We start from the raw sequence: 12,535 nt of genomic DNA on the forward strand, positions 1-12,535 counted from the left end.
TCATGTATTATAAGGTAGCGCCGTCAGTTCTGGCGGCAGATTTTGCAGAGCTTGGAAGTCAGCTTCGGGCTGTTTCAGAGGCCGGAGCAGAGTGGATCCATCTGGATGTGATGGATGGCGCCTTTGTGCCGAGCATTTCTTTTGGCATGCCAGTGATCAAAAGCATCCGCCGGGTAACGGATCGTGTGTTTGACGTTCATATGATGGTGGAGGAGCCGGGCCGCTATGTGGAGGATGTAAAGAAGGCAGGAGCGGATGTGATCACCGTCCATGCCGAGGCCTGTAAGCATTTAGACCGGGTGATCAGCCAGATCAAGGAAGCCGGCTGTCGGGCCGGAGTGGCTTTAAATCCGGCGACTCCTGTTTCTGTGCTGGAACATATTCTGGATCAGGTGGACATGGTTTTGATCATGACCGTTAATCCGGGCTTTGGCGGACAGAAGTTCATCCCCTATACCATCGAAAAGGTAAAAGCAGTGAGAAGGCTTTGTGACGAGCGGGGCCTTACGACAGACATACAGGTAGACGGCGGCATCAGCGCAGCCAATGTAAGAGAGGTTTTAGAGGCAGGAGCCAATATCTTTGTAGCAGGAAGCGCCGTGTTCGGAACAGATCCGGCAGCCCGCACAAGAGAGATGGTCGAAATTTTTAAGGAATACGAGAAATGAAACGATGTCTGATCCTTACCGGCGGACGGCTTGATCCGGCCTTCGCCGGTTCCTTTTTACAAACAGAGGAATTTAACAGAGTGATCGCGGTAGACGGCGGACTGAAAGGTGCAAAGGAGCTGGGCCTTGTGCCGGATGTGATCGTAGGTGATTTTGACTCCGTTGATCCGGCGGTTCTGGCATTTTACCGGAAGATGGAGCATATTGTCTGGGAGGTCCACCAGCCGGAAAAGGACGATACGGATACAGAGCTGGCCTTAAAGCGGGCCATGGCCATGGGAGCAGGAGAAATCGTTATCCTTGGAGCCACCGGAGGACGTCTGGATCATATGATCGGTAATATACAGCTTTTATATCCCTGCCTTCAAAAGGGAATCCGTGCCAGCATCATAGATCCTCAGAACCGTCTGTATCTGATTGACGGAGAAACTGTATTTCGCAGGCATGAAGTCTGGGGAACGTATATTTCCTTCCTGCCTCTTACACAGGAGGTAACAGGAATTACCTTAAAGGGCTTTAAATATCCGCTGGAAAATAAAGATATCTGTATCGGTACCAGCCTCTGCATCAGTAATGAACTCATAGAAGAAGAGGGACGGATTACCTTTTCAGAGGGCGTTCTGATGGCGGTGGAATCTCATGATTGATGATCGGAGAAACTGGACTGGTTAAAAAGTGATAAACTGGATATTTGTAACCATCCACTTTAGTGGTACCATATGCATCATAAAATGCAAGTGAGGAGCGGATGATTATGAAATTATCAAAGATTGCCATGACCGGACTTTTTGCAGCCCTTTCCTATGTAGTATTTACCTTTTTGCAGATCAAGATTACCCTTCCCGGCGGAGATGCCACCTCCATTCATCTGGGAAATGCGGTCTGTGTGCTGGGCGCCCTGATCCTGGGCGGCTTTTACGGCGGTCTGGGCGGAGCCATCGGCATGACCATTGGGGATCTTTTCGATCCTGTCTATGTAATATATGCCCCTAAGACCTTTATCCTGAAGCTCTGTATCGGTCTGATCACCGGGTTTGTGGCTCACAGGCTGGGGCATATCGATGAAAGCAGCGACCAGGGCCATGTGCTGCGCTTTGCAGCAGCAGGAGCGATCTGCGGTCTTGTCTTTAATATGATCTTTGATCCGCTGTTTGGATATTATTACAAGCTTCTGATCCTTGGAAAGCCGGCGGCAGAGCTCGCCCTTGTATGGAACGTGGCCTCCACCTCCATCAATGCAGTTCTTTCCGCCATTGCTTCCCTTGTGATCTACATGCCCCTTCGCCGGGCTTTGATCCGGTCCGGGTTGGTTGACAAGCTGAAATAAGGAGTATCCGTTATGCCAAATTACCATCAGAAGAAAATTGCAATGATAAACGATCTTTCCGGGTACGGCCGCTGTTCTCTTACAGTGGCTCTTCCCATTTTATCGGCCATGGGCATCCAGTGCTGTCCGGTGCCGACCTCGATCCTTTCCAATCACACAGGCTTTCCAGTGTATTATTTTGATGATTATACCGACCATATGGAGCCCTATATTGAGAAATGGAAGGAGCTGGGGCTTACCTTTGACGGCATTGCCACAGGATTTCTGGGCTCGGAGCGCCAGATTGAGATTGTGAAGGATATGATCGCAGCTTTTCGCACGCCTGGGACAAAGGTTCTGGTAGATCCCATTATGGGAGATCACGGAATCGCCTATGCGACCTACACGCCGTCCATGTGCAGCCGGATGCGGGAGCTGGCTGCCATGGCCGACATATTGACTCCCAACCTTACAGAGGCCTGTATTCTCGCCGATGTTCCCTACGAGAGCGGGGAAATGAGTTATGAGGCGCTGGCCGGCCTTGTAAGACGTCTTCAGAAGCTGGGGCCTTCCGCTGTTGTGATCACAGGGATCCGAAAGGGACCTGACCTGGTAAATGCCATGGCAGAGGGAGAAGGTGAGGTTTCCTTTTTGAGCCGCAAAGCCGCAGGAGAGGAACGGCCCGGTACGGGAGATGTGTTTTCCTCCATTATCGCCGGGGGATGCATCCGGGGCTGGAGCCTAAAGAGGTCTGTTAATCTGGCGGCTGATTTCGTAAGAGACTGCATTGTGCGTTCCGGAGAGCTTCAGATACCGGTTAAAAACGGAGTCTGTTTTGAACTGCTTTTAGGCAGCCTGTGCCAGATGACGGACAAATAGGCGCCGGAAGGGAGCTTTTTCAAAAAAAGGCTTTTATTTCACTGGAAAATGTTATATACTCATAAACAAGTATGTAAATACAGTAAGGAGATCCAGGAGGAGTATCATGTTAGATTTAAAGTTTGTCAGAGAAAACCCTGACATCGTAAAGCAGAATATTAAAAATAAATTTCAGGACGGAAAACTTCCCCTGGTAGACGAGGTAATCGCGCTGGACGCTGAAAACCGCGCTACCCAGAAGGAAGCTGACGATCTCAGAGCCAGCAGAAACAAGCTGTCCAAGCAGATCGGCGCTCTCATGGGCCAGGGAAAGAAGGAAGAGGCAGAAGAGGTGAAAAAACAGGTCAGCGCCAATTCTGCCAGACTGGCTGAGTTAGAGGCAAAGGAGAGCGAGCTTGCCGAGAAGATCTTAAAGATCATGATGACCATCCCAAATATCATCGATCCAAGCGTACCCATCGGTAAGGATGACAGTGAAAATGTAGAGATCGAGAAGTTCGGTGAGCCAGTGGTTCCTGATTTTGAGATCCCCTACCACACAGATATCATGGAGCGTTTTAACGGCATTGATCTGGATGCTGCCAGAAGAGTAGCAGGAAACGGCTTCTACTATCTGATGGGCGATATTGCCAGACTTCACTCTGCAGTGATTTCCTATGCAAGAGACTTCATGATCGGACGCGGCTTTACCTACTGTGTACCTCCCTTTATGATCCGCAGCAATGTAGTAACAGGCGTTATGAGCTTTGCCGAGATGGATGCCATGATGTATAAGATCGAGGGCGAGGATCTCTATCTGATCGGTACCAGCGAGCATTCCATGATCGGAAAGTTTATTGACACCATTACGCCGGAGGCAGAGCTTCCCATGACGCTCACCAGCTATTCCCCATGCTTCCGCAAGGAGAAGGGTGCTCACGGCATTGAAGAGAGAGGTGTATACCGCATCCACCAGTTTGAGAAACAGGAGATGATCGTTGTCTGCAGACCGGAGGAAAGCCCTGTATGGTATGACAAGCTGTGGCAGAATACCGTAGATCTGTTCCGTTCCCTGGATATCCCGGTAAGAACCTTAGAGTGCTGCTCCGGCGATCTGGCTGATCTTAAGGTGAAGTCCTGTGATGTAGAGGCATGGTCCCCACGGCAGAAGAAATATTTTGAGGTGGGAAGCTGTTCCAACTTAGGAGATGCTCAGGCCCGCCGCTTAAAGATCCGTGTAAATGGCGAAGACGGAACCAAGTATCTGGCACATACTTTAAACAACACCGTAGTAGCGCCTCCCCGTATGCTGATCGCTTTCCTGGAGAACAATCTGCAGGCAGACGGCAGCGTAAAGATCCCTGAGGCATTAAGGCCTTATATGGGCGGAATGGAAGTTATGATTCCTCAGAAATAAACAGGAGTAAATATATGGTAAAATTCAATCATTTTAATTTTAATGTACTGAACCTGGAAAAGAGCCTGGAGTTTTATGAGAAAGCCCTGGGACTTAAGCCGGTAAGAGAAAAGGATGCTTCTGACGGCTCCTTTAAGCTGGTGTATTTAGGAGACGGTCTCAGCGACTTTACTCTGGAGCTGACCTGGCTTAAGGACCGCACAGAATCCTACAATCTGGGTGAGTGCGAATTCCATCTGGCTTTCCATGTGGATGATTATGACGCGATCCATAAAAAGCACCAGGAAATGGGCTGCATCTGCTATGAAAATCCGGCTATGGGAATTTATTTCATTTCCGATCCGGATGGATACTGGATTGAGATTGTTCCGGAAAACAAATAAAGAAGGAAAAAGGAAACCGGCCTCCGCTTTAAAGCGGGGAGCCGGTTTTTTAACGGGCTGCGTCCAACTGGACGGAGCGTATTACTGATTGTACTCGCTGTATTTCTCCTCACAGTACTGGCAGCGGTAGGTTTCTGTCTTTTCATCTGCCAGATAGAAGATGTGTGGAAGCTCCTGTTCGATGGAGGTAATGCAGCGCGGATTCTTGCAGTGGATCACGTTGGTGATCTTTTTGGGAAGCTTTAAGGCCTTCTTTTCAGCAATTCTGTCATCACGGATGATATTTACGGTGATGTTGTGATCGATATAGCCCAGAATATCCAGATCCAGCTTATCTAAACCGCCTTCGATCTTGATAATGTCCTTGCGGCCCATTTTGTTGCTTCGGGCATTTTTAATGATGGCAACCTGGCAGTCTAATTTGTCAAGGCCCAGGTGATAGTAAATATCCAGGCTCTTTCCTGCCTCAATGTGGTCAAGGACAATGCCTTCTTTTAATCCGCTGATATTTAACATGGCTTTTCTACCTCCAGTAATGTCATGATCAGTGCCATACGGACATATACGCCGTACTGGGCCTGTTTGAAGTAAGCAGCTCTTGGATCGTCATCTACCTCCACAGAGATTTCGTTTACTCTTGGAAGGGGATGAAGGATGTACATATCCGGCTTTGCCAGCTTCATCTTTTTGCGTGTCAGGATATAGCAGTCCTTTAAGCGGATGTAATCCTCTTCATTGAAGAAGCGCTCCTTCTGCACGCGGGTCATATAAAGGATATCCAGGCTTCCCAGAGCGTCGTCCAGATTTCCTACCTCTTCAAATGGGATGTTGTTGGCTTCCAGTACGTCCTCGCGGATGCTGTCTGGAATACGAAGCTCCGGCGGGGAGATCAGAACGAATTTTACACCCGGATAGCGGACCATGGCGCTGATCAAAGAATGAACAGTACGGCCGAATTTAAGGTCGCCGCACAGGCCGATGGTTAAATTGTCCAGGCGTCCCTTTAAGGAGCGGATGGTCATAAGGTCTGTCAGAGTCTGGGTAGGATGCTGATGGCCGCCGTCACCTGCATTGATGACAGGAATTTCTGCCTTCTGGGCTGCTACAAATGCGGAACCCTCCTTGGGATGACGCATGGCGCAGATATCAGCGTAGCAGGAAATCATACGGATGGTGTCGGCAACGCTTTCTCCCTTTGCAGCGGAACTGGAATTAGCGGAAGAAAAGCCGAGAACATTGCCGCCCAGGTTCATCATGGCTGCTTCAAAGCTTAAGCGTGTTCTGGTGCTGGGCTCATAAAACAGGGTAGCAAGCTTTTTGCCGTCGCAAACGTGCGCATATCTGGGAAGATTTTTCTCGATGTCTCTGGCTAATGCTAAAAGGTCATCGATTTCCTCCACAGAGAAGTCTAAGGGATTCAGTAAGTGTCTCATGTGATTCTCCTTTGCCTTTTCTATTTTATTTTAAGTGATTTTGGGAAATAGTCCACACTGAACCAGTGCGATAGCCGGACAGCCAGATATGGCACTGATTTGTGCCTCGTCATATTCTTACATAGAATGACAAAGAAGTCAAGTAGAATTTGGGCGGCCGTAAAAAATATTTAAGGAACTTTAAAGGAAAAAGGGACAGCGGCTATTGACGTTTTATGGTATACTGTCTAAAGACAGACAACACAACCATGCCTTTTACAGGCAGGCAAAGGAGAGTTCATTGACAGAAACAGAGAAGAAAGCTCCGATTCCCGTAATCCGTGTAAGGAATCTGTATAAGATTTACCGGGTGGGAGAGACAAAGGTACGGGCATTAAACGGCGTGGATTTTGAAATCTATAAGGGAGAGTTTGTAGCCATTGTAGGAACCTCCGGTTCCGGCAAATCCACCCTTTTGAATATGCTGGCCGGACTGGAGAAGCCCACCAAAGGCGAGATCATCATAGGAAAGGTTCATATGGAACGGCTGACGGAAAAACAGCTTGTGGCATTCAGGAGGGAAAAGGTTGGATTTATTTTCCAGTCCTATAATCTTTTAAATACCATGAATGCCGTTGAAAATGTAGCCCTTCCCTTATCGTTCCGGGGAGTGGCCAAAAGAGTGCGGCTTAAAAAGGCCAGGGAATTTCTGGCGCTGATGGGGGTGGCAGATCAGGAAAAGCATATGCCAAACCAGATGTCCGGAGGCCAGCAGCAGAGAGTGGGCATCGCCAGGGCTCTGGTGGTAGACCCGCAGATCATTTTTGCGGATGAGCCTACGGGGAATCTGGATTCCAAGACCACCATGGAGGTACTGCGGTTAATGCAGCGCATTGTAAGAGAACAGAAGCAGACACTTGTGATGGTTACCCATGACAACAACCTGGCTTCCTACGCAGACCGCAGGATCCGGATCGTGGACGGGAAGATCACGGGCATAGAGACCGGGGGCCGGTCAGCCTTAGATGAGACGGAGGAGAAAACAGTATGAAAGCATGGAAAAAGGCAAAGGCCCTGCTTATGCTTGCAGCGGCTTTTATGGCAGCAGCGGGAGGCATCCCGTCTATGGCCAGTGATTTTAAGACAGGCTACAACACAAATGCCAGTGATAATGATCATATATTCACAACCAAGTCTCCCAAGGGGAATATCGGCAAGTCTATGAGCATTTCATTCCGGGTTCGGGCGACGGATGAGGATATGGATAATCTAAAGGTAAGCCTTCTTGAAACAACGGAATTTCAGCAGATCGAGTCAAAAGGTGAAAGCGACTATACAGTTGATTACTATCCATTTGAAATTATGGAAACCACCTTTGTGGGGAAAAATGTAGGAAATATAAAGGCGGGCAATGTAAAAAGTGTTTCCCTTTCCGCCAGAGTCCGCAGAGATGCCGCCCAGGGCTATTACAGCATCCCCATTCAGTTAGAGTGGGATGGGGGCTATGATGTGGATTACATCAATATCTGGATTTCCACCAGTTCCACTACCTCTGAGGATGAGGAAGAGGATAAAAAAGAGGGAAATTATTTTGTGATCGGTGAAAATCAGTCCACACCCAGGGGAGTTTATCCCAATGTCATTGATTTTGGCGTCAATTTCCGCAATAAAAGAGAAACCACAGCCCAGGATGTAACCATTTCCATGGGGCTTTCGGAAGACGACGCCAAATTCCCCTTTGAGATCAATGACGGCAATTATGACCGAACCTTTGAGCGGGTCAGTCCGGGAGAAACCGTGGCTGCCCAGTACAGCATGGCCATCCGTGAGGACTCCTATACAGGCTATTATCCAATCAAATTTACCATTACCTTCCGCTTAAGCTCTGAGGGCGACCTTCACACAGAGGAGGGCGTATTTTACGTTCATGTGGTGTCCAAGGATAAGGAGGACGACCTGGGGGAATTTGACGCAAATGACAGAGTCCGGGCCAGAGTGATCGTAGAGGGATATCATACGGTGCCGGAGGAGGTCTATGCGGGCAATGAATTTGAGCTTGTATTAAATATGAAAAATGCCTCTACTACGGTTCCGGCCTCGAATATCCTGTTTAATCTGGAATCGGAAAAGGTTTCCGACAGCGCTGTTTTTACCACAGAGTCCGGTACGGCCTCTATGGTTGTGGATTCTCTGGCTCCGGGCCAGACCACAGAGATCCGGGCTAAATTCACAGCCAAGGCAGGTGTGGATCAGCGCTCCTATGGCATTACGGTAAAAGAAAAGTATGACAGCCCTGAGTTTAAAAATGCAGAGGAAAGCATTATTGTGGATATTCCCGTAAAGCAGTATGCCCGTCTGAGCACCAGCAATATTGATGTAATGCCGGATACCATGTCGGTTGGCTCTGAATCCAACGTGATGTTTGGCATCAACAACACGGGAAAGGTGATCCTTTATAATGTAAACGTAACCTTTGAGGGAGATTCCATCAAGCCTGTGGATACATATGTAGGCAATATTAAGCCCGGAGAGACGGGAAATGTGGATACCATGCTTACGGGCATTGCTCCGACTATGGATGACGGCACCATCCGTCTTCAGATCCACTATGAGGATGAAAACGGACAGGCGGCGGAGCCGGTGGAAAAAGAACTGAATCTGATGGTGACGGAGGAAATGGAAACAGAGTTTGATCCGTCCCTTACTATGGATCCTGAGCTTATGGAGCAGGAGAAGCCGTCCTTTTTTGAAGCATATAAAATGTGGATTCTGATGGGAGGCGCAGCGGCTGCAGGGGCTGTAGGTTTCGTCACCGTGCGTCATATCCGTAAAAAGCGCAGGGCGGCAAAGGAGAAAGAGGATATAGAAGATGAAATTTCCTGATCTTCTGATCATGAGCATGAATAATTTAAGGCGCAGGAAGCTGCGGACGGTGCTGACGGTACTGGGAGTCATCATAGGAACAGCTGCGATCGTCGTTATGGTTTCCCTGGGAATCGGTTTAAATGAGATGACTATGGAACAGATTGCGTCCTGGGGGAGTCTGACTACCATTGAAGTGTACAGCCAGAGTTCCGACGGGGGGATGCAGATGATGGGAGCGGCGATGTCCTCTCAGAACAGCGAATCGGAACCGAACTATATCACAGATAAGGTAATAGACAATTTTAAGCGGATTCCTCATGTGACGGGTGTTTCTCCCGTTTTAAACATGAATGTAGTCATGCGCCAGGGGGCCTATATTTCTACCTATGTCCAGTTAAAGGGAGTAAGCCAGTCCTATCTGGAGCAGTTAGAGCTGGCAGAGGGACGGCTCCCGCAGCCGGGAGAACTGGGGCTGGTATTTGGAAATGGGGTAATCCGTGATTTTACGAATGCCAAGACCGGAAAGGGCTACTGGGATACGGGAGAGATGCCGGATGTGGATCCTATGGGAAAACCCATGTTTGTCATTTTTGACATGGATGCTTACTATCAAAGTCAGGGTTCCGGCAGCTCTTCAGACGGGACTCCTGTAAAGCCGCCTAAAAAGTACATGATCGAAACTACGGGAATGCTGGCAGGAGGGGAAAACGGCTACAGCAATTATTCCTGGTATGTATTTACGGATATTGACGGCCTGAAAGCCCAGTTAAAAAAAGTATTTAAAAAGGGAACACCCATCCCCGGACAGCCCACCAATAAAAAGGGAAAGCCTTTAAATGAACTGGTTTACAACAGCGCAGAGGTCTTTGTAGACGATATGGAAAATGTGACCCAGGTACAGGAACAGCTGGCAGCTATGGGCTATCAGGTAAACAGCCAGATGGACTTTCTGGAAAGCTCCAGACAGCAGTCCAACATGGTCCAGGCTGTTTTGGGCGGGATCGGCGCGGTATCCCTTTTTGTAGCCGCCATCGGTATTGCCAATACCATGATGATGTCGATTTATGAACGTACCAAGGAAATCGGTGTGATGAAGGTTTTGGGCTGCGATATGGGAAATATACGGAATATGTTTCTGATTGAATCAGGCTTTATCGGTTTTATGGGCGGAACGATAGGAGTGGCTTTAAGCTATGGTGTTTCCGCGATTGTAAACCGTTTTGTAAATATGTCCCAGTCCATGGGGCTTTCGGGAGATCTGTCCCGGATTCCACCATGGCTTTCCATGGCAGCCATTGGCTTTGCTGTTTTTGTAGGCATGGCCGCAGGCTTTATGCCGGCAGTCCGCGCTATGAAATTAAGCCCTCTGGCAGCTATTCGGAACGAATAGGGCACAGGGCGGTTCATAAGCAGAAATAATAAGTAATGCTTCTAAAATTAATTTGCAATATAAGCAGAAATCATATATACTGAAAGCGAATGAGCGAGCGTGTGACTGGCGGATGGTGGGAATAACCACAGGGAGCACGCGAAACGGGACAGAATATGTTCGCAGTTACGAGCCGGCCGCCTGGGCACCTTTTTCAATGTGTACCAGGAGACCGGTTTTTTATTTTACTTTTATATATGGAGGCCAAAACATGAATGTAAGATCACTGGAACAGGAATTAAAGACCAATGCGTATCCGGGACGGGGGATCGTCATCGGAGAGACTGGGGATGGCAGATATGCGGTGACCGCCTATTTTATCATGGGAAGAAGCGCAAACAGCCGCAACCGCGTATTTGTGACAGAGGGAGAAGGAATCCGTACTCAGGCCTTTGATCCTGAAAAACTGGAAGATCCCAGCCTGATCATCTATGCTCCGGTCCGTGTGCTGGGCAATAAAACCATTGTAACAAACGGTGATCAGACGGATACCATTTATGAGGGAATGGATCATCAGCTTACCTTTGAGCAGTCTCTGCGCAGCCGTGAGTTTGAGCCAGATGCTCCCAACTATACGCCCCGGATTTCCGGTATCCTTCACACGGAAAATGGCCGTTACAGCTATGCCATGTCTATTTTAAAGAGCAATCAGGGTGACCCCTCCTCCTGTCTGCGTTTTACCTATGCATATCAGAACCCTGCAGCCGGAATGGGCCATTTCATCCATACCTATATGCATGACGGCAGTCCTCTTCCAAGCTTTGAGGGTGAGCCAAAGGCTGTAGCCATTGAGGGAACCATTGACGAATTTACCTCAATGGTCTGGAACAGCTTAAATGAGGATAACAAGGTATCCCTCTTTGTGCGATATATCGACATTGCTACAGGTGAGACAGAGACAAGAATTGTAAATAAGAATCAATAGCCATTTTAAAAATAAGTCAGGAGAGAGAAGCATGAAAGAACTGGAATTAAAATACGGATGCAACCCCAATCAGAAGCCTTCACGGATTTTCATGGAAAATGACAGAGAGCTTCCCATTACAGTTTTAAGCGGAAGACCGGGTTATATCAACCTTTTGGATGCCTTAAACGGATGGCAGCTGGTAAAAGAGTTAAAGGAGGCAACGGGACTTCCGGCAGCCACCTCCTTTAAGCACGTTTCGCCTGCTGGCGCCGCCGTGGGCCTTCCCATGGATGAGGTGTTAAGGAAAATTTACTGGGTGGATGATCTTGGAGAGCTTTCTCCCTTAGCCTGTGCCTATGCCAGAGCCAGAGGCGCAGACCGTATGTCTTCTTTTGGAGATTTTATTTCATTATCGGATGTCTGCGACGTGGACACAGCCCGGCTGATTAAGAGAGAGGTTTCAGACGGTGTGATCGCTCCCGGATACGAGCCGGAGGCGTTAGAAATCTTAAAGACCAAGAAAAACGGCAATTACAATGTGATCCAGATCGATCCGGACTATGAGCCAGAGGCTTTGGAGCGCAAGCAGGTATTTGGCGTTGTCTTCGAACAGGGTCACAATAATTTAAAGATTGACAAGACTCTGCTCGAGCATATTGTTACAAAGGAAAAAGAACTTCCAGAGGATGCAGCAAGAGATCTTCTGATTTCTCTCATTGTCTTAAAATATACCCAGTCCAATTCCGTCTGCTTTGCAAAAGGCGGTCAGGCCATCGGAATCGGAGCAGGACAGCAGTCCAGAGTACACTGCACCAGACTGGCAGGCAGCAAGGCAGATAACTGGTATCTGCGCCAGGCACCCCAGGTGCTGAATCTGCCCTTTATCGACGGTATCCGCCGGGCAGACAGAGATAATGCCATTGATTTATACATTGGCGAGGATTATATGGATGTGCTGGCAGAGGGAAGATGGGAGCGCATTTTTAAGGAAAAGCCCCCTGTATTTACAAAAGAGGAAAAGCGGGCATGGCTGGACGGCCTTACGGACGTAGCTCTTGGCTCGGACGCTTTCTTCCCCTTCGGAGATAATATTGACAGGGCTTATAAAAGCGGTGTAAAATATGTAGCACAGCCGGGAGGCTCTGTCCGGGATGACCAGGTGATCGAAACCTGCGATCAGTACGGCATGGTGATGGCATTTACGGGAATCCGCCTGTTCCATCATTAAAGCATAGCTGTACTGCATCCATCGGAGCAGCTGAAAGGATCCCGCCAAAAGACACGGCTCAT

13 protein-coding genes and 1 riboswitch are annotated in these 12,535 nt (G+C 48.6%); of the genes, 11 read left to right on the forward strand and 2 right to left on the reverse strand.

From position 1 onward, the window contains the following. Positions 1 to 2 precede the first annotated feature (2 nt). From rpe to WKT10_RS03830, 6 genes are all read left to right on the forward strand, one after another. The gene (gene rpe, locus WKT10_RS03805; protein ID WP_066547949.1) at positions 3 to 668 is read left to right on the forward strand and encodes a ribulose-phosphate 3-epimerase; all 666 of its coding nucleotides are present in this window, start codon (positions 3 to 5) and stop codon (positions 666 to 668) included. Continuing rightward, the gene (locus WKT10_RS03810; RefSeq protein ID WP_066547957.1) at positions 665 to 1,315 is read left to right on the forward strand and encodes a thiamine diphosphokinase; all 651 of its coding nucleotides are present in this window, start codon (positions 665 to 667) and stop codon (positions 1,313 to 1,315) included. The genes rpe and WKT10_RS03810 overlap by 4 nt, the downstream gene beginning before the upstream one ends. Positions 1,316 to 1,416: 101 nt before the next feature. Then, positions 1,417 to 1,995, forward strand: coding sequence for an ECF transporter S component (locus WKT10_RS03815; RefSeq protein ID WP_340275543.1), 579 nt, complete (start codon positions 1,417 to 1,419; stop codon positions 1,993 to 1,995). Between the two features lie 12 nt (positions 1,996 to 2,007). Next, positions 2,008 to 2,853, forward strand: coding sequence for a pyridoxamine kinase (locus WKT10_RS03820; protein WP_337433768.1), 846 nt, complete (start codon positions 2,008 to 2,010; stop codon positions 2,851 to 2,853). 106 nt (positions 2,854 to 2,959) lie between these two features. Continuing rightward, complete coding sequence (gene serS / locus WKT10_RS03825) at positions 2,960 to 4,249, forward strand: serine--tRNA ligase (RefSeq protein ID WP_066547970.1); 1,290 nt, start codon at positions 2,960 to 2,962, stop codon at positions 4,247 to 4,249. Between the two features lie 14 nt (positions 4,250 to 4,263). After that, positions 4,264 to 4,632 (forward strand): VOC family protein, encoded by a 369-nt coding sequence (locus tag WKT10_RS03830; protein WP_066547973.1) that lies wholly within the window; start codon positions 4,264 to 4,266, stop codon positions 4,630 to 4,632. An 81-nt stretch (positions 4,633 to 4,713) separates the two neighbouring features. On the opposite strand, the gene WKT10_RS03835 is transcribed toward WKT10_RS03830, so the two are convergent. Beyond that, positions 4,714 to 5,148 (reverse strand): aspartate carbamoyltransferase regulatory subunit, encoded by a 435-nt coding sequence (locus tag WKT10_RS03835; protein WP_066547976.1) that lies wholly within the window; start codon positions 5,146 to 5,148, stop codon positions 4,714 to 4,716. Further along, positions 5,142 to 6,065 carry an aspartate carbamoyltransferase gene (gene pyrB, locus WKT10_RS03840; protein WP_317438391.1) on the reverse strand — a complete coding sequence of 308 codons (924 nt, stop codon included), beginning with the start codon at positions 6,063 to 6,065 and terminating at the stop codon, positions 5,142 to 5,144. Before pyrB ends, WKT10_RS03835 begins: the two co-directional genes overlap by 7 nt. Positions 6,066 to 6,345: 280 nt before the next feature. On the opposite strand from pyrB, the gene WKT10_RS03845 reads away from it, so the two are divergent. The 5 genes from WKT10_RS03845 (at position 6,346) to WKT10_RS03865 (ending at position 12,473) form a co-directional block, all read left to right on the forward strand. Beyond that, the gene (locus WKT10_RS03845) at positions 6,346 to 7,095 is read left to right on the forward strand and encodes an ABC transporter ATP-binding protein (RefSeq protein WP_242962988.1); all 750 of its coding nucleotides are present in this window, start codon (positions 6,346 to 6,348) and stop codon (positions 7,093 to 7,095) included. Then, positions 7,092 to 8,927: a COG1361 S-layer family protein gene (locus WKT10_RS03850; protein WP_340275547.1), complete on the forward strand. Its 1,836-nt coding sequence runs from the start codon at positions 7,092 to 7,094 to the stop codon at positions 8,925 to 8,927. The genes WKT10_RS03845 and WKT10_RS03850 overlap by 4 nt, the downstream gene beginning before the upstream one ends. After that, positions 8,914 to 10,299 (forward strand): ABC transporter permease, encoded by a 1,386-nt coding sequence (locus WKT10_RS03855; protein WP_340275549.1) that lies wholly within the window; start codon positions 8,914 to 8,916, stop codon positions 10,297 to 10,299. The genes WKT10_RS03850 and WKT10_RS03855 overlap by 14 nt, the downstream gene beginning before the upstream one ends. 91 nt (positions 10,300 to 10,390) lie before the next feature. After that, positions 10,391 to 10,492, forward strand: a riboswitch (ZMP/ZTP riboswitch). Positions 10,493 to 10,549: 57 nt separating this feature from the next. After that, on the forward strand, positions 10,550 to 11,263 hold the full coding sequence (locus WKT10_RS03860) for an IMP cyclohydrolase (RefSeq protein WP_066547984.1): 714 nt from the start codon (positions 10,550 to 10,552) through the stop codon (positions 11,261 to 11,263). A 31-nt stretch (positions 11,264 to 11,294) separates the two neighbouring features. Next, a complete protein-coding gene (locus tag WKT10_RS03865; RefSeq protein ID WP_066547986.1) occupies positions 11,295 to 12,473 on the forward strand; it encodes a phosphoribosylaminoimidazolecarboxamide formyltransferase in 1,179 nt (392 codons plus the stop codon). Positions 12,474 to 12,535: the final 62 nt, after the last annotated feature.

The organism is Enterocloster sp. HCN-30185 (assembly GCF_037890305.1).
Classification (GTDB): Bacteria; Bacillota; Clostridia; order Lachnospirales; family Lachnospiraceae; genus Enterocloster.

Coding starts and splice junctions, on each gene's coding strand:
- WKT10_RS03860 (WP_066547984.1), top strand. CDS start 10,550: ATGAATGTAAGATCACTGGAACAGGAATTAAAGACCAATGCGTATCCG.
- WKT10_RS03835 (WP_066547976.1), bottom strand. CDS start 5,148: ATGTTAAATATCAGCGGATTAAAAGAAGGCATTGTCCTTGACCACATT.
- WKT10_RS03850 (WP_340275547.1), top strand. CDS start 7,092: ATGAAAGCATGGAAAAAGGCAAAGGCCCTGCTTATGCTTGCAGCGGCT.
- WKT10_RS03865 (WP_066547986.1), top strand. CDS start 11,295: ATGAAAGAACTGGAATTAAAATACGGATGCAACCCCAATCAGAAGCCT.
- WKT10_RS03855 (WP_340275549.1), top strand. CDS start 8,914: ATGAAATTTCCTGATCTTCTGATCATGAGCATGAATAATTTAAGGCGC.
- rpe (WP_066547949.1), top strand. CDS start 3: ATGTATTATAAGGTAGCGCCGTCAGTTCTGGCGGCAGATTTTGCAGAG.
- WKT10_RS03810 (WP_066547957.1), top strand. CDS start 665: ATGAAACGATGTCTGATCCTTACCGGCGGACGGCTTGATCCGGCCTTC.
- serS (WP_066547970.1), top strand. CDS start 2,960: ATGTTAGATTTAAAGTTTGTCAGAGAAAACCCTGACATCGTAAAGCAG.
- WKT10_RS03815 (WP_340275543.1), top strand. CDS start 1,417: ATGATTATGAAATTATCAAAGATTGCCATGACCGGACTTTTTGCAGCC.
- WKT10_RS03830 (WP_066547973.1), top strand. CDS start 4,264: ATGGTAAAATTCAATCATTTTAATTTTAATGTACTGAACCTGGAAAAG.
- WKT10_RS03820 (WP_337433768.1), top strand. CDS start 2,008: ATGCCAAATTACCATCAGAAGAAAATTGCAATGATAAACGATCTTTCC.
- pyrB (WP_317438391.1), bottom strand. CDS start 6,065: ATGAGACACTTACTGAATCCCTTAGACTTCTCTGTGGAGGAAATCGAT.